Raw genomic sequence first — 24,035 nt, forward strand, 5'->3', positions numbered from 1 at the left:
TATTCTGAGCTTCAGGGAAATATTTAAATAATATTAAGTATCATCATATATTGATATATTTGTAAATTGAAATATCGTTCAAGAAGTAACATAATGGAGGATCCAAAATGGTTGATATATTCTATCCTCTTCAATGGATTGCTGATAAACTGACATATGAGGTGTTTAAAATTGCACCTGACACACACCTTGCAGCCAGTGTTAACTTTATCATTTATGATGTGCTGAAAATTTTCTTGCTGCTTGCCGTGATGATTTTTGTTGTTTCCTACATCAGGACCTATGTAACTCCAGAAAAAACCCGAAAAATCCTTGGAGGCAGAACAGGATTGCAATATCATCTATTAGCCTCCATGCTAGGAGTGGTAACGCCTTTCTGTTCCTGTTCATCAGTACCTCTTTTTATTGGTTTTGTTGAATCTGGAATCCCACTCGGAGTGACTTTCTCATTTCTTATTACCTCCCCCCTGGTAAATGAGGCTGCAGTTGCTGCACTGTGGGCCACCATTGGCCTTAAGGTAACCCTGATCTATATAGTATCAGGTGTTGTACTCGGAGTTTTTGGTGGGTACTTAATAGGCCTTCTGAAAATGGAAAAATATGTGGCGGATTTTGTTTACAATATAAAGGTAGGGGATCAAAATAGAGGTCAGGAATCTCTGAAAATAAATGAAAGAGCTGCGATTGCCTATGATAATGTTAAAGAAATCGTGGAAAAGGTCTGGATATACATAATTATTGGAGTTACTTTGGGAGGAATCTTCCACGGATATGCTCCCGAAGGCATCCTTGCACAATATGCAGGGAAAGACAATTTGCTTGCTGTTCCAATTGCAGTCGTTATAGGGGTTCCTCTATACTCAAACGTTATGGGTATGATCCCTATAGTGGAAAGCCTTATTGGAAAAGGGCTTCCTGTCGGCACTGCTCTAGCCTTCCTTATGGCAGTTACTGCACTTTCGCTCCCTGAAATGATTATCCTGAAGAAAGTACTTAAAAAAGAGTTGATTGGAGCTTTTGTTTTAATTGTTACGGTATCGATCATATTTACTGGATATCTATTTAACATTATTCTATGAGATTAATGTATCTACAACTCGAAAAGACAGTAAAATGTTCAAATAATGACAGTAAAATGTTCAAAATGATAAAACAAAACACGAGGTTAAAAAGATGAAGATCGAAATTCTCGGAACTGGTTGTCCAAAGTGCAAAAAGACAAAAGAAACGATTGAAAAAGTACTGAAGCAGACTGGCGTAGATGCTGAAGTAATTAAAGTTGAGGATATTGAAAAAATACTGAACTACGGCGTTATGGTCACTCCTGCAGTTGTTATTGATGGAGAAGTAAAAGTTGCAGGTAAGGTTCCAGACGAAAAAGATATTCGAAAATGGGTTACTCAATAAAAAAGGAATCGTTTACTATTCAATTAATTAATATAAGAAAAAACAAGCTCATGAGGAGGATAAAATTATGGCAGAAGAGACAAAATGCGCATGTGGTTCGTCAAATGTGGCAATTTTCCCATGTACTGGGGCTTCAAATGTGGGACAACTTTCAAATAAGACCGCGATAGAACTCGAAAGACAAAACTTTGGAAACCTGATGTGTACCGTAGGAATTGGGGCTAGGGCTCCCGGACTCATGAAATCCGCCGAGGCTTCAGAAAGGATAATTGCAATTGATGGCTGCCCGGTGAACTGTGCAAGTAAAACTCTCGAACTTGCAGGTTTTAAAGTGGATCAACATATTGTAATTTCGGAGTTCGGAATTAAAAAGAATAAAGACAAGGATCTCAAAGACAGTGAAATCTCAGAAGCTCTAGAAAAAACCCTTGAAATACTGCAGTCTGAATGATTTCGGTTTCAATTAACATTATGCATTGCTAAGACCATATATCTTAATAATCAGAAACTTAAATGACCAAAATTAAAGGTGGCAAGTTGACTGAATTTACTGTAAATTCTACTATATGTGGTTTTGTTCACAAGATACGTGGAAGCAAAAAAGGAAATAAAATTATTGTTGACATTGAAACTCCATGTGAAAAGATAAAGAAGTTCTCTCACATGGAAGTTCCCATGATGGAAATTATGGATATCAAAAACAACTATGTGATTGATAGAGCACAGGAAGCACAGTGCTCCTCAAATTGTCTTGTGCCCTGTGCAGTGCTCAATCTCTGCAGACTGGAAAGTGGTTTCCTTGCAAAATCTCTAGTAAAAAAGGCAGGTAGCATTAGCATCGAGTTCAATGAAGTTTAAAAAAGGAAAAATTTACCTCCTTTTCAATTTCCAATTTAATACTCAAGAGGCAAATTCCTTTAAAGGAAAGAATTTCTTTATGGTTAAGTGAAAAACCTGTTAAAAAGAGCTTATCCTAAAACTTCGAATTATATTGCCAGATATTGAATAAGGAAATTAATTAATTTCCTTATTCTGAAACTTGTTTGGAACCATTATTGATCTCAAAACGAAATTGGTTTCGGGATAGGCTCATGAAATTATTATTTAGATCTTTTTAATTAGAAGCTGAAAACTTTGAATCTTATCCTCTTTTAATTTTGGACATTACATTCTTCTTTACCTGAGATTCATATTTCTTCCAGCTATTTTCATCAATTTCGGGCATGATAAGCTCCGGAGCTTCGCTTCTTTCTTTTCTACTACAGGAATCTATTGCCTGCTGGATGACCAAAGGGTCGGTTATCCCTACGAGGTCAATGACTTCAATTTCCCTAAGAAAACGAGAGATTGCAGTCGCTGGAATTTCGTTAAGGTAAGGAATTACTCCTTCAGACCCGACAATCTTTTTTGACCCTCCGAAAGTCGAAACTCCATTTTCGGCAAGTGACAGCAGGGACTGCCCGGCAAAATGTTCACTTTCCTTCCCGCAGACAATCAGGCAGCTGATGTGAGGATTTGAAAGTACATTAACTATTATCTTCTCAATTCCAAAATTTTCCGTAAAACAGGTCCCGCAGATGGCGTAGTTTTTTAAATTCAAGTCTCGATAGTCAGAAGCAAGGGTTACTACTGCCACAGGAGATTTTGGGTCTCCTACTACATAATCGCCAGAAGTTATAGGCCATGCCATGTAAAAGCTCCTTCTCTTAGTAATTCATGTTAAATGGTTTTCTCCAAAGTTACAAGTTATAAAGTGAAAAAAGTAGAAATCTTTTTATTTCCAGGCTTTAAGTTTTAAGCTCTCTGCAGGCAACTCATTATATTGTCTTTTGCTTATATCCAGGTCTTCATTCAAAACTTCAACTACAAATCCGGCTCTCTTTAAAAGCCCAAGATACTCTTCCTTAAGCAAGGCACCTGCAAGGCAGCCTGTGAGCAGGTCTTTGTCATTCTTCAGGTTTTCGGGAAGCTCGGCCAGAAGAACCATGTCAGAAATATACATTGCGCCTTCTGGTTTCAAAACTCTAAAGGCTTCTTTAAAAACTTTTTCTTTATCTGGAGCAAGATTGATCACGCAATTACTGATAATAACATCCACTGACCCGCTCTCAACCGGAAGAGCTTCTATATCTCCAAGACGAAATTCGACATTGGTATAACCGTATTTTTGGGAGTTTGCCTGTGCCTTTTCGACCATAGCCTGAGTCATATCAACTCCAATAACCTTTCCTGATTTCCCTACCTTCTGTGCAGCAAGGAAACAGTCAAATCCTGCACCTGAACCGAGATCTAGTACAACATCACTTGGTTTTAATTCTGCAAAAGCGGTTGGGTTTCCACAACCAAGACCCAGATTTGCGTCTGGAACAGCATTGATATCATTTTCAGAATAGCCAATGGATTTTGACAGATCTATCGCACTCGAATCACCACAACATCCACTCGAACAACAGGACCCGCCTAACATTGCTATTTTTCCGTATTTCTCTTTAATTACTTGCTTTTTTTCACTTGCATCCACAGGTATCGCCTTCTCTCTTACTCGAGTTATTTATGCCCTTAATATAGTTCCAGGTCTCTCTTTGTGTATATAAAAAAGGATTCAATTATCAAAATATATTGATATATTCAAGTATAGTCTCTGATATAAATATTTTACTCGATCACGCAAATGAAGCAAAATAACGAAAGTATGAACCGGAATTAATGGATGGATCTGACTAAAAAATTGAGTTGTTATCAGGCAAATTCAAGTTTATTTCGTTCAATAAACACTTATTGAGCCTATTCCAAAAGCTATTTTTACAAAGTGAACCTCGAATTTATAAACAGTTTTAACCTGACTTCCGCTTTTTTTAAGCGCATAAATTCAATTTTTCCATAATTTCTTTTTGCTTTCTTGTGAGTTCTGTAACTATTACCTCTCCATTTTGCAGTTCTACTTTTCTGATCTTCTCAAGCTCTAAAAGTAAACTCTCTACTGTATAATCCTCAATAATTTTTGTTTCCTTCATCATACTCAGTAGCTTCATTCTAATAATTAGTCCGATAAAGCAGACAAAAATGAATCCCTTTGTTGTTGAATCTTTGTTTGTGTTTAGTGGAAGCGACTGAATATCATTTTTCATTACTTTGAATCCTTTCTCAACAATATCTCTTTCTCTGTAGTAAGTGAGACATTCTACCCAATCACGTTCTCCATAATAAAAAAGGAAAAACTTCCCCATTCTGTTTATTCTCTGCGATACTGCATTTTTCTTGATATTGATTTTGAAATGGTCATCTATCTTTTTCCACGAATAGAAACTTGCCATTTCCCTTGCTCTCTCTTTGAACACCTCTGCCGCATTTCTCCATCCTGGTATTGCTGTTTCTTCCAGTTTTTCCTTCATATCATAAAGACGGGAGTAAAATGTGCTTTTTTCGTCCATTTCTCTCTTTGGATCATAGAAACAGTATCCATTGATCTTGAATTCCTTTTCCTCAAGAGTCACTGGCTTTACAAATATTGGTTTTTTGTGAAACTTATGAAGATATTCCGGACTTTCGATGTCTTTTTGTACTGAACTCATAAGCTCTTGACAACTTTAAGTGCCATGTAGCTGCATAATAAAAAGAATCTTTCCCTTACTAATTCTCAATGTTTCCCTTGCTGAAAAATCCTCTATCCCATTACCAGTGTATAGTTTTCCATTCCATGAGCTTCTATCTTTTTTAGAGTATTTTTAAGAGTTGTAACGTCTACAATACTTCCAGGATAGATGTCATACATCACCGGAATTCCTTTTTCCTTATCCACAATCATGGAGAGATTTATTTGAGGAAGATCGCAATTGTCTCTATTGTATCCGTATTCAAGAAGATTAATTAGTTGTGAGTAGCTCGATAAACTGGTAAGATCGTACATTAATGTGCGTTTTGTCCCAAGATTTCTAAACATTTTACCCATAAACATGGATGGAATGTCGCTATTACCTACTTTTGCAAGTAGATTACTGATGTTTTGACTTTTCAAGGGTAACTCAGGCCACTGGAGAGAAAGAACAGAATTCTCATACCAGGTTTTAAGGTTATACATAGCTGTAGGACGAATTACACGATTAAGTGCCATTGAAAGTATCATGTTTCTGTCTTTCTCATTGAACAGATCACCAAGATACTCTTCAATTTTGAGTTCTTCTACGATTTTTTGCAATGGAAGGAACTCACCATAGTTATAAGCATTTATAGGTTTGCTGGAAACGAAAGAAGTCTCATCTTGCACGATTTCATCGGAAGAGTTTAATGCGTCACGAACTCTAACAGGTTTACCGTTTATGTTTCTGCCAACATATTTGGATTTATGGCGAATTTGTTTCTTTTCCTTATCGTAATAAGGAATATCTTCGTACCAGTACTCAATTCCATTTATTTTCTTGATGCGGAGTGTGGACTTCATGTGCTTATTATATAAGCACATAAGAGTATATAAAAGTTTTGAATTGTTGTTTGGAAATGAATAAGTTCGCATGCATCTGCACACGAATTAATTGAGCAAAATAGGGATACAAGAATTATGCGCTTAAAATTTGGGAATTAAGGTTTTAACATTATCTCGCAACTGCATAATAAAAAATCAAATAAAAAATCTAACAGATACCTGAATGAAAAGAAACCTGAAAGAAAAGAAACCTGAAAGAAAAGAAACCTGAAAGAAAAGAAACCTGAAAGAAAAAAAACCTGAAAGAAAAAAAACAAAATGACTGGGTTTTTAGTCCTTACAGCAGCAACAACAGTCTTCTCCCTTATCCTTCCCTTCTTCTCCCTTATCCTTTTCAAAGATTTTGTCGTATATATTTTCCCTGTATATGTTTGTCCACCCTATCTGTGTACCTGCAGAAACAAACATAGCGACTGAAATCGTTTCGGCAATTTCCTCCTTTGTAGCTCCTGCAGCAATCGCTCTTTGCGAATGTGTATCAACACAAAACTGACAACGCATAAGGACAGAGGAGGCAATGGCTATAAGTTCCTTGGTTTTAAGATCCAGATAACCATCTTTGAATATTGAACTTCTCATCTGTCCAAAAGCTTCCGCAGTTTCAGGTAACATTTCATCCAAAAATGACATTGAAATTCTCTCCTACTTAAAAACTATATAAATTTGTAATCTGCAGTATAATTTAAAAATTTCAAATAAGGTATATTTTGATTAAATTACTTCAAACTGTAAAGATACAGGTAATTTACATTTACCGGCAATTTACCTTTACAGGCAATTTGCCTTTATAATCAGCTGTATTTTAAAATTAAGCAGTCTTCGTCTTCTCTTTTTTCCGGCAGTTCATGTCTCAGCCTTAATGGCCAGGTTTTCTGCAAAAAGCGTTATTCCAGTGCATAGTGTTGCCCCGGTCTTCAGCCTTATGTGTGTACAGCAGGTCTTCTTCATCATCTTCTGGATTATTTGTAGTTTCTTTTGGCAATGTATCTTTTTCTTTTGGCAATGTATCTTTTTCTTTTTTCAATTCCTTGTCTCCTTACTAATCAATTGTATTCTGTAAAAATGATATAATCGACATTAGAGATTCAGATTTTAAAAACATGCATGATGAGTATCAAGAATAATTGATAGGTGTATAGTTGATAAATGTTAAAATGTCGGTTTAAGGAATCTCTCTGAAATCTCATATCAATCTTTTTTGATATTCAGCTCCCATGTTCTTATGAAGTAAGCTTCATATTGATTAGAAGATTCTATATTAATCCGAAGAACTGACTTCATTTTTGAGTAAAAATGTAGTCTTATAGTGGTAGCTCTCTGGAAAAATAATGGTTACATCTTAAGAAATTATATTCTATATAATAACAAGGGTGTGGAAATGCCTGGAAATCCGAATGAGATAAAACTTGTAAATAATGCTATGTCTAATGCCACCCGAAGGAAGATTATGAACTTTCTTGTAGATGGCGATAGAAGTACCGAAGAAGTCGCAGAAGCTGCAGGAAAGACAATGCTTGACTTCCATCTCAAGCTTCTTCAACAGGCAAGCCTGATTGAATTAACAGACGGAACAGTCAGATTAAGTGAATACGGCAGAAATTTTCTGAAGGGCAAGGAAGAAAAAGATACTCAAAAAAATGCCGATCTCTCTCAGGCAAAGCCTGTGGATATTGCAGAAATCCGGCAGCTTTTACCCTGTATAGCAGACTCCTCAAAATTCAGGGTAATTGCAAATATGACTCCCCCGCTTGGTGGAACCCTCAAAGTTCTTGAACCTCTCTTTCCCAGAGGCAGATACTCGGAAAAGATCAGCGCCCTGATATTGCAAAAAGGAGAAGTGCTTACAACGGTTTACGGTACTGGAAAAGTTACCATGACAATGATTAAAAACGAGGCAGAGGCCAGGGAAGCGCTTGAAAGTCTTAGAAGTACCATCAATGAGGCTATTGCAAAGGGTGTTGCTCCTGCTCCCCGGGAAAAGGTTAGGGTCGAACCCATGGCGCTTTACAAGTACCTGCCCCAGACCAATTGTGGTAAATGCGGCGAACAGAGCTGTTATACTTTTGCCATAAAACTCATGAGCGGAGAAGCTTCCCTTGATAAGTGTACATCGCTCAAGGAGCCGGAGTACGCAACTAACCAGGAACATTTGCAGGTTCTCAGTGCGTACATTTGAGCCTAATAATTTGAAGAATATTTCAGAGCCTATCGAAAAGTACGGTTCCCTGGTGTATCATTCCATGCTGAATGAAATACTAGCAAAGTAATTTCCAGGTTTCTGCAAAGTCTCTATCTACTAAATGGACAAAATTTCTTTGAGTAGGCAACTATAACAATTTTATAACTACAACGACTTTGTAACTATCGACTTTATAACTATCGACTTTGTAACTATACCGACTTTGTAATTCTAATGACTTTGTAACTCTAATGACTGTGTAGTTATATGACATTAGTTGTCAAAGACATTAGTTGCCAAAGACATTAGTTGTCAAAGACTTTACAGAATCCTCCTCTAACTCAGCAGGATCCAGGGTACAGGGGCCAGTGGTGCACTTTCCACAGCCATGTTGATTGAGTTCAGGGTAAGCTTTTATGTCTTCTTGAAGCTGCATAAAGCACTTCTCTTTATCAAACCCAGTTGAACTAAGAGCGCCGGATTGACATCTATCCACACATATAAGGCATTTTTCTCCTCTTTTGTGCCTGCAGAACTCTTCTTTTGGACGTGGAGTAGGGGGGATTTCGGCAGAAATCAGAAGAGATCCAATTCGACCTGCGCATCCGGCTTTTGTAATCAACATTTGGTTTACTCCGAAAGTTCCAATTCCGGCAGCATAAGCGGCGCTCTTGTGAGACCATGAAACATTAAAACCATTATTCTTATAATCGAAAATAATTTTAGGTACAATTGCTGTGATACCCTCTTTTGCCAGTTCAGTTTTAATTCTTTCATTGATTTCTCCGATAAGGTGAGAAGTATCTACACTAGCCTGAATAGATTCCTTTACCACGCCTGATTTCAAGTTCTGTTTCACAAGCTCTTTGTCAAATGGCAAGAAGAAAGAGACAACGGTCTTTGCTTCAGGAAAGATTTCTTTTGGATTTAAGTGATGAAAACCTACGATTTGTTTAATTTCCATAAAAATAGGATCGGTAGTAGAAGCAAAACCTATGATGGGTTCACGATATCTTGTTTTAGTATCTGAATTTGCTACAGTGTTCTTTATTATGGTCTCAATCTTGTTTTTTAGTTCCATATTAGGATCTCCTAAAATATATGAGAGACTTTTGCCTCAACTTAATAGTCGGGCAGATCTTCTTTAATTATAACCGTTTAAATGTTTACGTATCAATCTTTTTTGATATTTGGCTTTTGTGTTTTTATTGATATAACGTCATAACTAATTGTAGGAATAGCTTGAAAAAGTTAGGTTTTGCTTTTAGACATCTTTGCTGATACTGTTTAATTGATCTAAACGGAATTAAACTCCAATAGTACCTGAGAGGTGTAAAATGTCAGGAGGTTCGAGTGAAACAAAGTTGGTGAATTTTGCTATGGGCAATAAGACCCGAAGGAAAATAATAAACTTCCTTGCAAACGGCAATAGAAATGTTGAGGAAATTGAAGCTCTAGTCGGGAATAAAACGATTGATTTCCATCTGAAGATTTTACAAGATGCGGACCTTATTGAGTTAACAGAAAGAACTGCGAAAATCAGTGAACATGGCAAAAATTTCTTGAAAAGTGACAAAAAAAGCAACACTGAAGAACTTAAAGACCTTTCTCAGGCAAAGCCTGTGGAGATTGCGGAAGTTCGACAGCTTTTGCCCTGTATAGCGGATTCCACAAAGTTCAGAGTAATTGCAAATATGGCTCCTCCGCTGGGTGGGGTCTTAAAAATTCTTGAACCAATCTTTCCCAGAGGGAATTATTCAGATAAAAAAGATAGTCTCATAATTCAAAAAGGAGAAATCATTACAACTATTTATGGTAGCGGCAAAGTAGTCATGAGAATGGTTAAAAATGAGAATGAAGCTAAAGAAGAGCTCGAAAATCTAAAAAACACTATTAATGAAACTATCAAAAAAGGAATAGTTCCGCCTCCCAGAGAAAAAGTCAGGGTAGAACTTATGGACATATATAAACACCTGCCCCAGACAAACTGTCGAGACTGCGGTGAACAGGGCTGCTACAGCTTTGCCATAAGGCTAATGGCAGGACAGGTAAGTTTAGATCAGTGTACGCAACTTAAAGAGCCAGGTTATGAACCCAATCTCGAACGGCTACAGTTTCTGGCTGCGTATATTTAAGTCACAATCATTAACGTATCAATTAGTTGGAGGAAGCTTTGAAGACACTAACAATAGTTCTCACTGATGGTCCTTACATCTCTGAGTACGCTGACATTGCCTACAAACTCGCTGAGACTGCACTTGAAAATCATAAAGTAAACATGTTTCTGTACCTGGATGCGGTGCATATTCCAAAAAAAGGCCAGGAACCGTCCTTCTTTACCAATGCAGGACAACTGTTTTCCGGACTTGTGGAAAAAGGGGTCGTTATTCGAGCCTGTGCGCGATGTGCCGGTGCAAGAGGCTACATTCCAGAAGAAGAAATTATACAGGGAAGTAACTGCAGAGATTATCTCCCTGGAATAAGAATTACTAGCCTTTATGAACTGTCGGAAATGCTGGGTAAGAGTGATAGAGTAATTTCATTGTCAAGATAAGTTAGCAGAAACGAGGTCTAAACGATGAAATCAGTTTTCTATCTGCTGGATACAGCTCCATATGGCAGTGAAAAAGCATTTGGAGCGTTGAATGCAGCCGCAGTAAGCCTTAGCGAGATGGATGTGACTCTTGGCCTTTATGGTGATGGAGTTTATCTTGCAGTTGCAGGTCAAGATAGCCGAAAACTTGGATTACCAAACCTTGCAGATATTCTATATGCATACGGGGAGTTGAGAGTGCTTGTGCACGAGCCTTCGCTTGTAGAAAGAGGGCTTTTCGGGGAAACCTTCATCGAAACTCTGGAACTGACCGACGAAGAAGAATTTTTTGAAGCAATGGAAAGCTCGGACTGCGTTCTCTCATTTTAATACTGGTTGCTGATTAAGGATTTGGATGATAATATGAAAAAAGAACAATTGGATGTGTTTCTGCTGACAAAGCCTCCTTTCAGCCCGAGATCGGAGTTATGCCTCAAACTGGCTGCACGTTCCGGGAAGGTCAGAATCTACCTTGCAGGAGACGGAGTCTATCACCTGCTTACCAGGATAGAGGAACAGCCAGAGTTTAAAATTTATGCATGTAAAGAAGACCTCGAAGCCAGAGCCGTCAGGGCAGGAGACAAAGTGACAGTCCCGGATGACTTTTACCTGGATTTTATAGAGGATATAATGGAGCACTGCAGGCATGAGTATGCATTTTAAAATACTGGCCTTAAAAATGAGATTATACTTTTTGATTTACAGTTAAATGTTCCAGATTTTACTCTCTCATATTTTATTTTCCCAGATTTTGCTCTGCCGAATTTTACTTTTATACTTTCAATTGCTTCTTAAAATTACTGAAAATAAATGCTAACCGGGTTGAGTCCTATGGTCGAGAATATCCCGAGAGAAATAATAAAAGATCTGCAATCGGTATGCCAGTTGCATGAGGAGGCTGTCTGTAACCATGACAAATGTAGGGAGTTCAGCGAAAACTTGTCCGCACTTTTGATCCGGCTTGAAGATCTTAAGTTCTACCGGATGGCCGACAGACTGATGAGCATTCTCCTTAACTGCAAACCAAAAGAGGCTTCTCACTGTGAAAAAGCAAACCTTGTAGGGGAGATGATGAAAGAAATAACAAAAGAGGCAAAGAATGCAGGTGACAGCTCCCGCCAATGAATTGACGGGCACCTACGGAATTTCAACCTATGCCATACTGCCCCAGGGCAATTGTTATTCCGGTTCTCGCCATCAACGTTCAAACTTTTACCTGCAGAACTACTCTGTAGAACCTTATAGTTTAAGTCCAGTAGCAAAGTTAAGCGGCTCTTGTATCATTTCCAGCTTCCAAGACAAAACTTAATAATATATATAAAACTTAATAAAATATATAAAACTTAATAATATTAATCTGTTATTTGAGTTAAAAACGTGATGTTGAGACAGATTATGCATTCATCCCACGTTTGAATACGCGGGGATTCTACTTCGATGTTCTAAAGTGGCCTGCCCTATTTGCAGTACTAATTTACAGCTTCCGACCAGATCTCCCAGAGCAAGAGAAGCAATCCACAAAACTTTGAGGGTTCTGCTTCGGCTGTGGGATCAGATGAAGGGAAGCTCAAAATCTTCCGGCAGGTCAGAGATGAGATAAAAGACTGAATCTCTAGTGTTGAGTCAACAACAAAATGTCGTATTAAATCGATTGCAGTTATTCGGAATTATTGAATCCTTTATAATTGACTCGACACCAGGACATTTGGTAAATATGCCAGGTTTTTGATTTGTCTGCACGGCATCATTCTGGTTCTTTCTTTGATTGCTTTCACAATGCCAGCAGATTGGCAAGATATCCTGCAGTTACAGCTATGGTAAAGATGGTCACTACGAAGGCTGACAATAATCTTTTCTTGAATATGGCTGAAAGAAGGGTCAGTTCTGGTATGCTAGCTCCTGCTCCGCCAATTATCAGTGCAAGTACTGCTCCCACACTCATCCCTTTTCCAATTAGCGCCAGTCCTATAGGGATCATAGTCTCAGCCCGGATATAGAGAGGGATGCCAACAATTACAGCCACAGGAACTGCCAGAGGATTGCTCGGCCCTGCGAGGCGGGAGACAATGTCCGTTGGTACGAATCCGTGAATGAATGCACCAATGCCTGCTCCTAAGAGGAGATAGGGCATGAGCTGACGGAATAGGCTGAACGCGAATCCTGCAGATCTCTGTATTCTGGATTTTGCGTCCGTTGATTGCTGACAGTCACAGCTGTTTCGTACAACAGCGGCTGGCTTAACATATCTTGAGAAGCCCAGTCCATCAAGCAAAAGGCCGATGACAACTGCAGCTATGAAGACTACAACAAAGTAAAGAGCAGCCACCTTCCAGCCCAGTAAAATGACAAATAGAGATATTATCACCGGGTTTAGCAAAGGCGATGAGAACAGGAATGCCATTGCTGCAGCAAAAGGGGCACCAGCCTTGAGCATTCCAAGTAGAAGTGGTATGGTTGAACAGGAGCAGAAAGGAGTTAGAGCACCAAATCCTGCCCCAAGGATGCTTCCTATTATCTTGTTCCTCCCACCAAGTGCCTTTTTTATGGTCTCGTCTGGCACATACTCCTGAATCAGCCCCACGAGAAAGGTTATTCCTATAAATAAAACAGCAAGTTCGACTGCTATTTCAACGAAGTAATTAACCGCCACAGTTAAATTATTCCAGAACATTTCGATCTTCCTTCAAAATTTACTTTTTATTCAACCGTCGAAAGCTACAGCTATTGGAAATTTGAATACACAGTATTCTCTCCAGAACCCAACATTTTCGAAGCTTAAACCGTTTTTGAAGGGTCCAAATTTGTCCCTATATCCTACTTTCAAAAAGAGAACTTTACTGGAAGCTCACTTGTCATGAAGCAGCTTTGCCTGGTTAAGTATTTCAATAACCGCTCCATCCGAGAGACGAAAGTAAGACCATTTACCTTCTTTCCGTTCTTTGATAAGGCCCGCATTTTTCAATACTGAAAGATGATGAGAAACAGTCGATTGAGAATTGGAAAGGGCAATCGTTAGTTCGCAGGCACAGAGTTCTCCTTCCTTCAATAGTTTTAATATTTTCAGACGATTCGTATCGGCAAGAGCCTTAAAAACCCTTGTTTCCGAATTTAGTACTTCTTCGTCCAGCATATTTACCAGAGAACTGAGCTTTTGAGTTCTTACTTCTAACTGATCCCGATCAAAAATAAAACGCTTCAACCTTTCGATTTCCACTTCACTCTTTCTTTTATTCGTATCTGATTTCTTTTCGGTTCCCATGAATTACCTGCAGCAGCTACCTCCACCTTCTAAAGGGAGCAGCTTGTTTTTACTCTGTTCTTTTGACCAGCATTTTACACATAGTTTTATAGTTCCTAAGTCCACGTGATTGGCTCGGAGTAACGAATCTTCTTCTTTTCCGCAAATCGAGCACTTAAAATTCATTTCCAGGGCCTCATAACAAAATTCTCCTCATGATTGGCAATGTTTCATATTCATATGTATAAATATGATTATATTTTTTTCTTCTGCCAGTATGTTTCATATTCTTTCAACACTGCGACTTTGAATTTCTCCAGTTCTTCTTCAGAAATTTCATTTATCTTTGCAAGGTTTCGAGTAAGTTCTTCGCAGTCTATATTCTCTGGAGTCTTGCCTATATCATTCTGTTTTTCGAATTCTTCATCCAATCCGGCAATTTCCATTTCTTTATTGCCAACTTTTATCTTTCTGACACTTACAATAGAAGGCCCGCAACAGCAGCAACTTTTGTTATTTCCTGTGAGTTTCCCAAGTAAATTTTTTCCGAGTTTACTCATCTAAAAATGTCTCCTTTTATAATCCGCATATATATCAAAGAATATTGATATCTAGATTTGTCGATATGATATATAAGGGTGGCGACCATAATATACCGTGCCTCAAAATAACCATCGAAAGCGCCCGACAAAACGTGTACCCGAAAGATGTAACTGGCAGGTTTCAAGGTTGATCGCCAGATTGTAATTTCCAAATTAGGAATCAAAAAGAGCAAGAAAAGAAATGTCAAGGATTCAAAAGTGTAACTGAAATTTTCAGAAAGGCTATCAGATCATTCAATTCAAGTGTCTTCCTTTCTTCAGATCAGAAACAGTAGGTTCAACTTCTAGCCTTAGATAAATATATATAGTTTCACGGATTCAATGAATATTGATATGATTAATGAAGAAAATCTACAACTTTTCAAAGCCCTCAGTGAAGACACAAGGTATAGAATTATCAAGGCTCTAATCGAATCTGAGTGTGACTGCGGAGAACATAAGTACGGTAATAACGGAGAAATATGCGCCTGTGAAATTCCAGAAATCATTGGCAAAACGCAGTCCAATACCTCAATGCACCTTGCAAAATTACAGGATTGGGGGATAATAAAAGTAAGAAAAGAAGGGAAAAAGAGGCTGTATTCTATACAAAACGAAAAAATTAGGAAAATATTAGAAGTCCTTGAAGAATAATTTGTGCCATTACCTCAGTTAAAACTGCAAACCTATCCAGTACGAATAACCATAATATTTACTCTTTAAGGCAGTTACTTATCTTTTTCAAGATTCGCTCTTTCTTGAAAGGTTAAAAAACCGTAGTGTTGATCTTTTAGAGCACAGATCAGGGTTTTAAGGTTGTTAAGGGCGTTTTCTCCAGTATTGAACTTGCAGTCCAGGCGTATAGATGTGTTTGACATGTCCACAAATTCCCAGGGGTGGACAAAAATAACAGGAGATTCCCAGCGCTTGAGTAGCGGGATAAAAACTCCCGGAGGCAGCCTTATAAATGAAGAAGTAATCGTCGCAGGAATTCTTATTATTTTGCCTTCAACTCTGCTCCGGGGAAACGGAGGCTTATACGCTGCAATGGATGAATCATATCTGAAACCCTCATCTTCCAGAAGTCCAAGATAATTTTTCGGGAACTGCAGGTTTGGGGCCCTGAAAGAAACCAGTTTCCTTTCAAACTGCCTCAGAACTTTTCCAGCCTGTTTAAGAGCAGTTCTGGCTTCTTCTTTATCCATCCGGTCAAAACGCGTATGGGTATATCCATGGCATCCAAGTTCATGTCCTTCTTTCGGAATTCTGGATATAACGTCAGGATATTGCTCAGCCATCATCCCGGTAACAAAAAAGGTTGCTTTTATCCTTTCTTTTTTGAAAAGGTTCAGTAACTCAGGCAGTCCTTCTTCCATGCCTCTCGTACTTGTAAGCATAGGGGGACAGTCTTCTTCCACATCAACGGTTATTGTGATATTTTTCATAAATGACACTTGTATATACCTTGCTTGTCTGTTTACAGATCCGGTTCCAGTCATAATTTGAAAGACCTCTTAAAGCCTCCCTGGCAAAGGAAGTTCTCAGGGCCGGTTTTTCTATAAGGTCCTCGAGATAGTATGAAAATTCGGTAAGGCTGTCTGCAAGATAACCATTTACCCCGTTCCTGACAATATCCGAAACCCCACTATTATTCATTGCTACGACAGGAACTTCTTTTGACATTGCCTCCAGAATCGAAATTCCAAAAGCCTCATTACTCGAAGGAAGGGCAAAGATATCTGCCTGTTCCAGATATCCCAGCACTTTTTCTCTGGACACTTCCCCTGTAAAGTAGAAATTTCCGGATAAACCTGCCTCCTCCACTGTGTTTTCAAGCTTTTCCCTTAGCGGGCCGTCTCCTATCATTACAAACAGCAAATTTTCATGCTTTTCCAGAAGTGAAGGAGCTAGATCTACAATGTTTTGAACACCCTTTTTCTTTGTCATGCGTGCAACGGTGGCAATTATGAGTTTTCCTTCAGTATTTACAGGAAAAGGGACTGTGATGATTCTATCCTCAGAATCTACCCCATTGAAAATCCGGTAAATTGGTTTTTTTGTCATCAGCTTTGAGTCTTTTTCAACTGCCGAACTAACTGCAATTACAGCGTCGGCATTCTTTAAAAGCAATTTTCCTGCAAGATATAAAAGCGAACTATATGGCGTATCTCCTACCAGGGAGTGATTGGTGACTACTACGGGAATGCCGAGTTTTCTGGAAACAATAAGAGCAACCATACCTATGGGAGAATCCAGCCCATGGCAATTGACAATCTGATAATTCCCGTTTTTCAAAAGGCTGAATAGTTCTTTATATGCACCGGGCATGAGAAATCGACTCTGTCCGGGTAAAGGTTTACCTTTGACCCTTATTACTGATACTCCATCCCTTTTACTGTACTCGGGAACACCCGGGTAGCTCCTTGTAATAACGCTTACCTCATATCCATGCCTGCTCAGGGTTTTAGCAAGGGTGTGCATTGAATACTCGATTCCTCCTACCTTTGGAAAATACCAATCACTGATCATTGCAATTTTATATTTTTCCATATCTCAGATCCTCCGTAATAAAACAGGTATAGGAATCCTATCAGGCTGCTCAGTCCGAAAGAGATAAAACGTTCCAGAAAAACAAAACTTCCTGAAGAAGCAAGCGATAACCCAAAATATAGAAGCAGGGAGACCAGTCCTCCTTCAACTATTCCAAGCCCTCCTGGAGTTATTGGCAGGAGTCCGAGCAGGAGATACAAGATTGAAACTGATGCGATAATGTGCAGAGAAAGATTAAGATTTAGAGCCAGGGCGATCAGTTGAAGTCGCACTATGTCAAGAATCCAGACCCCGGAAGATAACAGGAGAACAGGAATAAAAGATTTATGAAGTTTTTTCCAGTTTTGCTTTATATCTTTAAGAAGGACGGTAAATCTTTCCCGGAAAATCCATATGAGTATTCCGGTTGCAAGGGAAGCAAAGAGCAATAGATAAGTTGAATTTAAGGTCAGAATATTTTTCTGAGGCAGGAATTTAATCTCTAAAGAAGGAACGAAATATAGAACATAGAATAAGAGCAGGATAATTGGAATCACTTCAACGAGCCTTTCAAAGAGGATCGTTATGAAAGCGTCGGTATAACTTATCCCGAAACGTTTGTTAACCCATAACATCCGCAGGGGTTCGCCTCCTGTCCTGTTCGCCGGAGTTAGATTATTCACAAAAATTGCTCCGAAAAGAATGGGAAGAAGGTCTGTGGCTTTAAGGTCGTGGCCAATGCTGGAAAGTACCTGTTGCCAGCGGACTGCAAATAAGTACACACTCAACAGGTAAACTAAGAACGCCAGAATGGCATATCGAATCCGTGTTTTGGTGAGCATTTTCAAGCTCTCTCCAAGAACAGATACAATCTCCGTCCAGTAGGCATGGACCAGAAATACTCCAACTGTAAGCAGTAAGAGGATCACAATGGCTTTCTTCAACATTCCCTGATTCAAAAATACACCTTCATAGGGATTCAGAGTGGAATTTCTTTGTATATTTTTTATAATTAAAATCTGTTCCTATCTGGATTCTCCATTCATTGAGATTGACCAAACTCTGGATTTTGTACTTTTCCAGATTGAAAAAGACATATTTAAAATATTCTTTTTTACGTATGTTTTATCCCAAAATTATTTTGCTTTTTAAATATCTTTTATTATATTTGTATATCGTGTACAGGTGACCATTATTTTACTCCAACTTTGAATTTGTTTCATATTACGTAATCATTCCACAATACCAGAATGGAATTGGAATTTATTCAACGTTTAACCTTTTGTGTCGCCTGCTGTTGTATTATGAATTAGACTTCCAAACGGGTTTGAGTCCGCTAAATCATTTCAGGATACAACATTTTTTACGTATCAAAGACCAAATCTCTACATGCCCGAAGCTATAACTCATTAAAAAGTATTTCTTATCTCCTACCCGGTCCCATTCTTATTTTTAGATTCTTTTTATATAATACCTGTCATCATCGTTTTTTCCAGATTCAACTCTATATTTTTAGTTTCAAATTGAAACCTAACATTTCTAATATAGTTTTCTATTACTATTTTTTTCCGAATTTATTCTTTTATCAAATTTCTTTTGCTGATTTATATTGTTCGTAGTCTCACAAAGTATCGTCTCCTACTCTGATGAAAAAGCAGTAAGAATTTCTTTCGGGGTGGATTTTCCTTTTAAAATAAAGGATAAATATATATGCTATATCGAAAACCTGGTCAAAAAGGCAAACAGTGTCTCAGTATTTGGATTCGGCCCCATATTGCTTCCTACTCTTGGGTGACGACTCAAAAATTGATGAAGAAAAAGCTGTATATATGACTCGTTATGCTATAGATCAGGGCGTCAGTTTTATCGATACTGCCTAGCGCGAAACAGAGATTATGAGCAAAGATTACTGAGCAAAGATTACTGAGCAAAGATTACCGAGCAGAGATTACCGAGCAGAGATTACTGAGCAGAGATTACTGAGCAGAGATTACTGAGCAGAGATTACTGAGCAGAGATTACTGAGCAGAGATTACTGAGCAGAGATTACTGAGCAGAGATTTCTAAAAATTTTAAGCCCCGTAACAATGCTGAGATATTTGAGTAAGTAGAAGAAGAGAAGCTTTTATAAAGTGGCCTTAGAAGCAAGGCTTCAAAATGTACGGAGTGCGGGCAATGTGAAAATAAATGCCCTCAGCAAACCTATAAGGGATATGTTAAAAATATTGTAGATATTTTTGAGAAATAATTGTTACTTATCTCTCTAACTATCCCCTTGTTTACTTAATTCTTGCTTATACCGGCTGATTTCACTCATGAACTAAATTAATAAACCCCTACTACCGTACATCTTTTTTAAATCTCTTTATATTTGCGTAGGTGACAAATTTTTCGGTGTTTAATTGGTTTTCCTGATGTGGACTTTTTATTTTGAATTTTTCCAACTTTTTTTGTTAAAATATATCGTTTTTACCTTACTACTACGGTAGTTTTTGCTTCTGGAACTCCTTCCAGGCTGAATGTGTAAGTTCCTGAATTTTCAAACGTATATGAAAACGCTTTTCCGTAGTTAATAGTTTGTTTTTCCCACAAACCATCCTCACTTACAAGCACTGAGGATCCTTTTGGCTTTTTGTAGTTTACCCACGAAACCGTGCTTCCTTTTTCAATTTCCAGGAGACTTGGAGTAAGCGTCGTTGAATATATTGCTATCTTTTCTTCACGAGTGACGTTTTCTTTATTTGTGGTCTCTATAACTTTCACAGAGGACTCTGGTTTTGACTGAACCTGTGCTTTTTCTGCGGTGACTGTTGTTCCCACAGATTTTTCTGAATTTTCGTTTTGTGATTCACCAGCAAGTACGGTTACTGTTCCTTTTATGTCAGGATTATCTTTAAGAGTAAAAGAATAGGTTCCTGGGTTTTCAAAAGTAAAGGAAAAGGCTTTTCCATAGCCCAATGTTGTCTCTTTCCAAAGCTCGTCAGCGCTTGCAAGCACTACTGGGGCTTTTGGTTTCTTGAAGTTAATCCAGGTAACACTTTCACCGGAGTGGATCTCAATTTTCTCGGGTGAAAAGGCACTGAAAATGGCTACCCTGTTAGCAGTGGTATCAGCACTTTTTACAACTATTGTTGACTCTTTTGCCGCTGCAAAACCTGTCGACGTAATAAGAATCGCTACTATTAGCAGGGCAAAGATTATAGATTTATTACGGTTTTCCATCTTAAAACCTCCAGTTTTCCAGCTTTGTATCTAACTCCTTTTTGGAATTGCCACTCTAAACTTTGATATGCATTTCATATAGCCAAAACGGTATGATTTTTATTCGTGTGGTGAGAATAATCCAGAAGCTTTTGCCAGACAAACCACTTTGGAATAAGCAAAAAGTCTTGGTTATTCTAACTGGCTATTCTAAACTGGCTATTCTAAACTGGCTATTCTAAACTGGTTATTCTAAACTGGCTATTCTAAACTGGTTATTCTAACTGGTTATTCAAACTGAACTGTAAATATTGACACCTTAACATTTTGATTATCTTTTTTATCTTAAAGATTATAAGTGAAAAAAGTTAGATTTCTGTTCCTTCTTCTTGAAAATAAGAATTTTTTTTCATTGAATTTATATAGTCCCTTCATGTATTAATTAGGTAAAATGAAATCGAAAGCACATACCAGAGTAGAAACCAAATCTTCGCTTCTGGATACTATTTTCCTTTCTGAAAAGAGAAAGAATCTTCTTTTGCTCCTTAAAGAAGAAGGTTCAAAAAGTAGTGAGGATATCAAAGATGTGCTTGATTTTCCATGGAAATCAATCACCCCCCAAATTAAAAAATTAACTGATTGGGGCCTTGTTCTCGAAGATCATGGAATATACTCCCTCTCAGATATGGGTGTGGTGATTGCTTCAAATGCAGAGTTTTTCCTGAATACGCTTTCAGTCTATGAAGAAAATCTGGACTTCTGGTCTGACCATGATGTAAGCCCTATTCCTCCCCATATTCTTAATAAAATAGGAGAGCTTGGTCACGTTAAAATTATAGAACAGGATTTCTCAAACGTTTTCCGGCTTCCAGAAGAGATTATGACAAATTTAATGAGTTCCAGGAGTATAATGTCTTTTATTTCGATAGTTCATCCTTTTTCTCTTTTACTTCTTTTTGAGTATCTTCAAAAGGACATCGAAGCTACAACAATTGTTACAGGAAAAGTTCTAGAGGCTTTCCAGACTGAATATCATTCCGATATTCCACTTTTAAAAACAAGCAATCCCATCATTAACAAAGCTCTGATCGAATACAAAAAAGAAATAAAAAATGTCTTTCGCAGCAAAGTTTCTGATTTTCTTGTATACGAAGGTGACTTAAAACCCATATCATTGATTGTAACTGATAAGATCTTTTTCCTCTCTCTACTTGACAAAAAAGGGAGAGTGACTACACGATTTCTAATTGCCTTTGAGCCTCAGGCTTTAAAATGGGGAGAGGAACTTTTCATGTATTATAAGGAAAGGTCAAAGCCCGTACCTTCATCTTTGTCTACCTTATGAAATTTATCTATTTTTCAATTTATTCATGGGCAGTTTGGTTTTTGCACTTTCATTGTCATCTTCTTTCGTATCTCAACACAGAATTGACTATCCTGGACGAATTCTGAGAATACAAAGCAAGCATTGGAATCAGAAAATAAGAAACCTATTCCATGGACTTATTTGAACTAAAATCATTTGAGAGGAGAAAATACTCTCCTCCCTTCATATTGAATGGATCCCACCTGAGAGTCAGGCCGTAAACACTACATCAACTCTTTCGACATCCCATAAAGACCCCAGTTTTTCCATAACATCCTCTTTTATTGCTGGAGCAAACTGATGGTTTGCAGGCAGGTCTACAACCACTCTCACCACTCCATCTTCCACGCTCGTTTTCAGGATAAGGTTTGTACGAATTATGTCAAGGCCGGTCAGGGGGTTCATAACGTGCTTTAGCCTGCTCCTGACAACCTCTTCTGTGGTAGGCTCTTTCTCGGTTATAAGCCCGTGTTTTTCTTCATAGTCTTTGATTGCGGCCCGCAGGCCCTCAACTGCAAGTACTGAGCAGTGGGCTTTGATCGGAGGGAGCCCTCCAAGTTCTTCCGAAGCCTGTTTCCATGTTATTTTCTTTGCCTCATCAAGGGTCTTTCCTCTTGCGATATCTGTAATAACCGAGCCTGTAGCAATGTTTGAGGCGCAGCCATACGATTCGAATTTTATATCTTCAATAATCTTGGTATCAGGATTGACCTTAATGTAAACCGCTACCATGTCTCCGCAAGCCGGGCTTCCTTCAAGACCTTTTCCATCAGGGTTCTCGATCTTTCCCACATTGTGCGGGTTCTTGAAATGCTCCAGTACTTTTTGGCTGTAAGGAAACTTCATTATCTCACCTTATATTTTCTGACTATGTTTTCTGACTATGTTTTTCTTACTATATTTTCTGGCTGTGTTTTCTGACTGTATTCTCTGACTTGTATCCTCTGACTTGTATTCTCTGATTTACTTTTGTGGTCGCCTGGATTCTGCTTCACCTTGCTATTTTTTCTACCTTTTTCCCATTCATTTCCTTGCAAGAGGGCTTATTTCCCGGAGCCTTGCCACTATCTCACTCATTGCTTCAATTGCTGCATCAGCATCCTCAATATGATTATAGCGCCCAAAGGTAAAACGCACTGATCCATGCGCTCTCTCATGATCTCCTCCTATACCCCTGATTACATGGCTGGCTTCAAGGGAGCGGCTAAAACAGGCTGAACCCGTGCTTACTGCAAAACCCCTCATGTCCATATGCAGAGTTACGGATTCGCCTTCTACATAATGGAAAGTCAGGTTTGCATTCTGAGGCAGGCGTCTTTCCCGGCTGCCATTGAGTGTAACGTCCGGAATCTCGGAAAGTGCTTTATCAATTACGCGGTCTCTCATTGCTTTGAGCCTTTGGTTTTCCTCTTCAGTTACGAGCTCTATAGCTTTTGCAAAACCGACGGCTGATGGAATATTTTCTACTCCTGCCCTCAGGTTAAACTCCTGGAAACCTCCGTCCATGAGTTTGGTTATTGGGGTGTCTTTCCTGATGTAAAGCGCACCTATTCCTCTTGGGCCGTGGATAGTATGGGCGGACATTGTGATCAGGTCTACAGGCAGTTCCTTTACATTGAGAGGTAGCCGGGTAAAGCTATGAGTAGCATCCGTATGCAGGAGCACATCTTTTTCTTTGCATATTTCCGAGATAGCTTTCAAATCCTGCACTGTTCCTATTTCCTGGTTCCCCTGTTGGATTGAGACAAGAACCGTTTCCTTTGTAATAGCGTTTTTAAGCCCTTCGATATCTACAAACCCTTCAGCGTCAACATCCAGAAAAGTCGCATTAAACCCCTGTCTCTCGAGAGCTTTTGCTGTATTCAGCACAGGAAAATCTTCTATCTTCGAGACAACAAAATGTTTTCCTTTCTTTTCTTTAAGAGCCAGAGCAACGCCTTTAAGCGCTGTGTTGCTTGACTCAGTGGACCCTGAAGTAAAGATAACCTCCTCTGAATCTGCACCGAGCTTTGAAGCTATGCTTTCGCGGGACCTTTGGAGTGCTTCTTTTGCGTCAATACCCATGGAATAGCCAAATTCTGATGTTGCTACTGCATATATATCAAAAAAATATGGCTTCATTGCTTCAAGTACACGTTCATCCAATCGTGTGCATGCGGCATTGTCAAGGTATATTACATTCTCAAATATTTATTCTCCCCCCCATTTGAAATAATCAAATTTTAGATTTTACAGTTAAATTTTAGATTTTACAGTTAAATTTCAGATTCTCCAGTAAGTTCCTGGACTTTTAATCCGATAAATTCCTGAAGCAATAATCTCCTGGATACTAATAGTTGAATATCAAGCATCTAAATCAGGTAAGCATCTAAATCAGGTAAGTATCTAAATCAGGTCAAATCCGGAAAATCTAAATTATTGTGACATTTTAAGCTCCAGTTCAAATTCTCAGATTTCTCCA

At 38.4% G+C, this 24,035-nt stretch carries 26 protein-coding genes and 2 pseudogenes; 13 read left to right on the top strand and 15 right to left on the bottom strand.

Annotated elements, in window-relative coordinates; genetic code table 11:
* The first annotated feature begins 107 nt into the window (after window positions 1-107).
* From MSVAZ_RS02110 to MSVAZ_RS02125, 4 genes are all read left to right on the top strand, one after another.
* On the top strand, window positions 108-1,079 hold the full coding sequence (locus MSVAZ_RS02110; RefSeq protein WP_048117449.1) for a permease: 972 nt from the start codon (window positions 108-110) through the stop codon (window positions 1,077-1,079).
* 94 nt (window positions 1,080-1,173) lie between these two features.
* Entirely contained in the window at window positions 1,174-1,407 is a 234-nt protein-coding gene (locus MSVAZ_RS02115) for a thioredoxin family protein (protein WP_048117452.1), read from the top strand.
* 67 nt (window positions 1,408-1,474) lie between these two features.
* A complete protein-coding gene (locus tag MSVAZ_RS02120; RefSeq protein WP_048117456.1) occupies window positions 1,475-1,858 on the top strand; it encodes a putative zinc-binding protein in 384 nt (127 codons plus the stop codon).
* Between the two features lie 86 nt (window positions 1,859-1,944).
* On the top strand, window positions 1,945-2,265 hold the full coding sequence (locus tag MSVAZ_RS02125; protein ID WP_048123570.1) for a DUF6951 family protein: 321 nt from the start codon (window positions 1,945-1,947) through the stop codon (window positions 2,263-2,265).
* Window positions 2,266-2,548: 283 nt separating this feature from the next.
* On the opposite strand, the gene MSVAZ_RS02130 is transcribed toward MSVAZ_RS02125, so the two are convergent.
* The 5 genes and pseudogenes from MSVAZ_RS02130 to MSVAZ_RS19945 form a co-directional block, all read right to left on the bottom strand.
* Complete coding sequence (locus MSVAZ_RS02130) at window positions 2,549-3,097, bottom strand: tetrahydromethanopterin S-methyltransferase subunit A (protein WP_048117458.1); 549 nt, start codon at window positions 3,095-3,097, stop codon at window positions 2,549-2,551.
* Between the two features lie 84 nt (window positions 3,098-3,181).
* Window positions 3,182-3,928, bottom strand: a complete 747-nt coding sequence (locus MSVAZ_RS02135; protein ID WP_048117461.1) for an arsenite methyltransferase — start codon at window positions 3,926-3,928, stop codon at window positions 3,182-3,184.
* A 334-nt stretch (window positions 3,929-4,262) separates the two neighbouring features.
* Window positions 4,263-5,845 (bottom strand): annotated as a pseudogene (locus tag MSVAZ_RS19100) (IS1634 family transposase).
* Between the two features lie 312 nt (window positions 5,846-6,157).
* Window positions 6,158-6,517, bottom strand: a complete 360-nt coding sequence (locus MSVAZ_RS02145; RefSeq protein WP_048117464.1) for a carboxymuconolactone decarboxylase family protein — start codon at window positions 6,515-6,517, stop codon at window positions 6,158-6,160.
* A 226-nt stretch (window positions 6,518-6,743) separates the two neighbouring features.
* Entirely contained in the window at window positions 6,744-6,911 is a 168-nt protein-coding gene (locus tag MSVAZ_RS19945) for a hypothetical protein (protein WP_156150933.1), read from the bottom strand.
* A 354-nt stretch (window positions 6,912-7,265) separates the two neighbouring features.
* Between MSVAZ_RS19945 and MSVAZ_RS02150 the strand changes: the two genes are divergently transcribed.
* Window positions 7,266-8,063, top strand: coding sequence for a (Fe-S)-binding protein (locus tag MSVAZ_RS02150; RefSeq protein WP_048117466.1), 798 nt, complete (start codon window positions 7,266-7,268; stop codon window positions 8,061-8,063).
* Window positions 8,064-8,355: 292 nt separating this feature from the next.
* Here the strand turns inward: MSVAZ_RS02150 and MSVAZ_RS02155 are convergent, their stop codons facing one another.
* Complete coding sequence (locus MSVAZ_RS02155; RefSeq protein ID WP_048117469.1) at window positions 8,356-9,147, bottom strand: epoxyqueuosine reductase; 792 nt, start codon at window positions 9,145-9,147, stop codon at window positions 8,356-8,358.
* A 256-nt stretch (window positions 9,148-9,403) separates the two neighbouring features.
* Between MSVAZ_RS02155 and MSVAZ_RS02160 the strand changes: the two genes are divergently transcribed.
* From MSVAZ_RS02160 to MSVAZ_RS02180, 5 genes are all read left to right on the top strand, one after another.
* Window positions 9,404-10,201 (top strand): (Fe-S)-binding protein, encoded by a 798-nt coding sequence (locus MSVAZ_RS02160; RefSeq protein WP_048117472.1) that lies wholly within the window; start codon window positions 9,404-9,406, stop codon window positions 10,199-10,201.
* Window positions 10,202-10,239: 38 nt separating this feature from the next.
* Window positions 10,240-10,620: a DsrE/DsrF/TusD sulfur relay family protein gene (locus MSVAZ_RS02165; protein WP_052725308.1), complete on the top strand. Its 381-nt coding sequence runs from the start codon at window positions 10,240-10,242 to the stop codon at window positions 10,618-10,620.
* Window positions 10,621-10,644: 24 nt separating this feature from the next.
* Window positions 10,645-10,989 (top strand): DsrE family protein, encoded by a 345-nt coding sequence (locus MSVAZ_RS02170; RefSeq protein ID WP_048117477.1) that lies wholly within the window; start codon window positions 10,645-10,647, stop codon window positions 10,987-10,989.
* A 33-nt stretch (window positions 10,990-11,022) separates the two neighbouring features.
* On the top strand, window positions 11,023-11,322 hold the full coding sequence (gene tusB / locus MSVAZ_RS02175; protein ID WP_048117485.1) for a sulfurtransferase complex subunit TusB: 300 nt from the start codon (window positions 11,023-11,025) through the stop codon (window positions 11,320-11,322).
* Window positions 11,323-11,490: 168 nt separating this feature from the next.
* On the top strand, window positions 11,491-11,784 hold the full coding sequence (locus MSVAZ_RS02180) for a hypothetical protein (RefSeq protein WP_048117487.1): 294 nt from the start codon (window positions 11,491-11,493) through the stop codon (window positions 11,782-11,784).
* Between the two features lie 646 nt (window positions 11,785-12,430).
* Here the strand turns inward: MSVAZ_RS02180 and MSVAZ_RS02185 are convergent.
* The 3 genes from MSVAZ_RS02185 to MSVAZ_RS02195 all read right to left on the bottom strand — a co-directional run bounded on the left by MSVAZ_RS02185 (window position 12,431) and on the right by MSVAZ_RS02195 (window position 14,457).
* Window positions 12,431-13,330 (bottom strand): permease, encoded by a 900-nt coding sequence (locus MSVAZ_RS02185; protein ID WP_048117489.1) that lies wholly within the window; start codon window positions 13,328-13,330, stop codon window positions 12,431-12,433.
* Between the two features lie 174 nt (window positions 13,331-13,504).
* A complete protein-coding gene (locus MSVAZ_RS02190; protein ID WP_048117492.1) occupies window positions 13,505-13,918 on the bottom strand; it encodes an ArsR/SmtB family transcription factor in 414 nt (137 codons plus the stop codon).
* A 233-nt stretch (window positions 13,919-14,151) separates the two neighbouring features.
* The gene (locus MSVAZ_RS02195; protein WP_048117495.1) at window positions 14,152-14,457 is read right to left on the bottom strand and encodes a hypothetical protein; all 306 of its coding nucleotides are present in this window, start codon (window positions 14,455-14,457) and stop codon (window positions 14,152-14,154) included.
* Window positions 14,458-14,832: 375 nt separating this feature from the next.
* On the opposite strand from MSVAZ_RS02195, the gene MSVAZ_RS02200 reads away from it, so the two are divergent.
* Window positions 14,833-15,132 (top strand): ArsR/SmtB family transcription factor, encoded by a 300-nt coding sequence (locus tag MSVAZ_RS02200; RefSeq protein ID WP_232316189.1) that lies wholly within the window; start codon window positions 14,833-14,835, stop codon window positions 15,130-15,132.
* Window positions 15,133-15,206: 74 nt separating this feature from the next.
* Here the strand turns inward: MSVAZ_RS02200 and MSVAZ_RS02205 are convergent, their stop codons facing one another.
* Genes MSVAZ_RS02205 through MSVAZ_RS02215 form a run of 3 tightly spaced genes read right to left on the bottom strand, consistent with a single transcriptional unit; the run spans window position 15,207 to window position 17,966 of the window.
* On the bottom strand, window positions 15,207-15,923 hold the full coding sequence (locus MSVAZ_RS02205; protein WP_048117501.1) for a polysaccharide deacetylase family protein: 717 nt from the start codon (window positions 15,921-15,923) through the stop codon (window positions 15,207-15,209).
* Window positions 15,898-17,028 carry a glycosyltransferase family 4 protein gene (locus MSVAZ_RS02210; protein ID WP_048117504.1) on the bottom strand — a complete coding sequence of 377 codons (1,131 nt, stop codon included), beginning with the start codon at window positions 17,026-17,028 and terminating at the stop codon, window positions 15,898-15,900. Before MSVAZ_RS02210 ends, MSVAZ_RS02205 begins: the two co-directional genes overlap by 26 nt.
* Entirely contained in the window at window positions 17,004-17,966 is a 963-nt protein-coding gene (locus tag MSVAZ_RS02215) for a lysylphosphatidylglycerol synthase transmembrane domain-containing protein (RefSeq protein WP_048117507.1), read from the bottom strand. The genes MSVAZ_RS02210 and MSVAZ_RS02215 overlap by 25 nt, the downstream gene beginning before the upstream one ends.
* Window positions 17,967-19,159: 1,193 nt before the next feature.
* Between MSVAZ_RS02215 and MSVAZ_RS20990 the strand changes: the two are divergent.
* Window positions 19,160-19,255, top strand: a pseudogene (locus MSVAZ_RS20990) (4Fe-4S binding protein); the annotation flags it as partial.
* 221 nt (window positions 19,256-19,476) lie between these two features.
* Here MSVAZ_RS20990 and MSVAZ_RS02225 read toward each other — a convergent pair.
* Window positions 19,477-20,229: a cupredoxin domain-containing protein gene (locus MSVAZ_RS02225; RefSeq protein ID WP_232316190.1), complete on the bottom strand. Its 753-nt coding sequence runs from the start codon at window positions 20,227-20,229 to the stop codon at window positions 19,477-19,479.
* Between the two features lie 430 nt (window positions 20,230-20,659).
* Here MSVAZ_RS02225 and MSVAZ_RS02230 point away from each other — a divergent pair, with 430 nt between their 5' ends.
* Window positions 20,660-21,553 (top strand): helix-turn-helix transcriptional regulator, encoded by an 894-nt coding sequence (locus tag MSVAZ_RS02230; RefSeq protein ID WP_048117511.1) that lies wholly within the window; start codon window positions 20,660-20,662, stop codon window positions 21,551-21,553.
* 231 nt (window positions 21,554-21,784) lie between these two features.
* On the opposite strand, the gene MSVAZ_RS02235 is transcribed toward MSVAZ_RS02230, so the two are convergent.
* Together MSVAZ_RS02235 and MSVAZ_RS02240 are read right to left on the bottom strand one after the other, a co-directional pair.
* Window positions 21,785-22,420 carry an iron-sulfur cluster assembly scaffold protein gene (locus tag MSVAZ_RS02235; protein ID WP_048117514.1) on the bottom strand — a complete coding sequence of 212 codons (636 nt, stop codon included), beginning with the start codon at window positions 22,418-22,420 and terminating at the stop codon, window positions 21,785-21,787.
* A gap of 177 nt (window positions 22,421-22,597) precedes the next feature.
* Window positions 22,598-23,764, bottom strand: a complete 1,167-nt coding sequence (locus MSVAZ_RS02240; protein ID WP_048117517.1) for a cysteine desulfurase family protein — start codon at window positions 23,762-23,764, stop codon at window positions 22,598-22,600.
* Window positions 23,765-24,035 lie beyond the last annotated feature (271 nt).

This window comes from Methanosarcina vacuolata Z-761, assembly GCF_000969905.1.
Taxonomy (GTDB): Archaea; Halobacteriota; Methanosarcinia; order Methanosarcinales; family Methanosarcinaceae; genus Methanosarcina; species Methanosarcina vacuolata.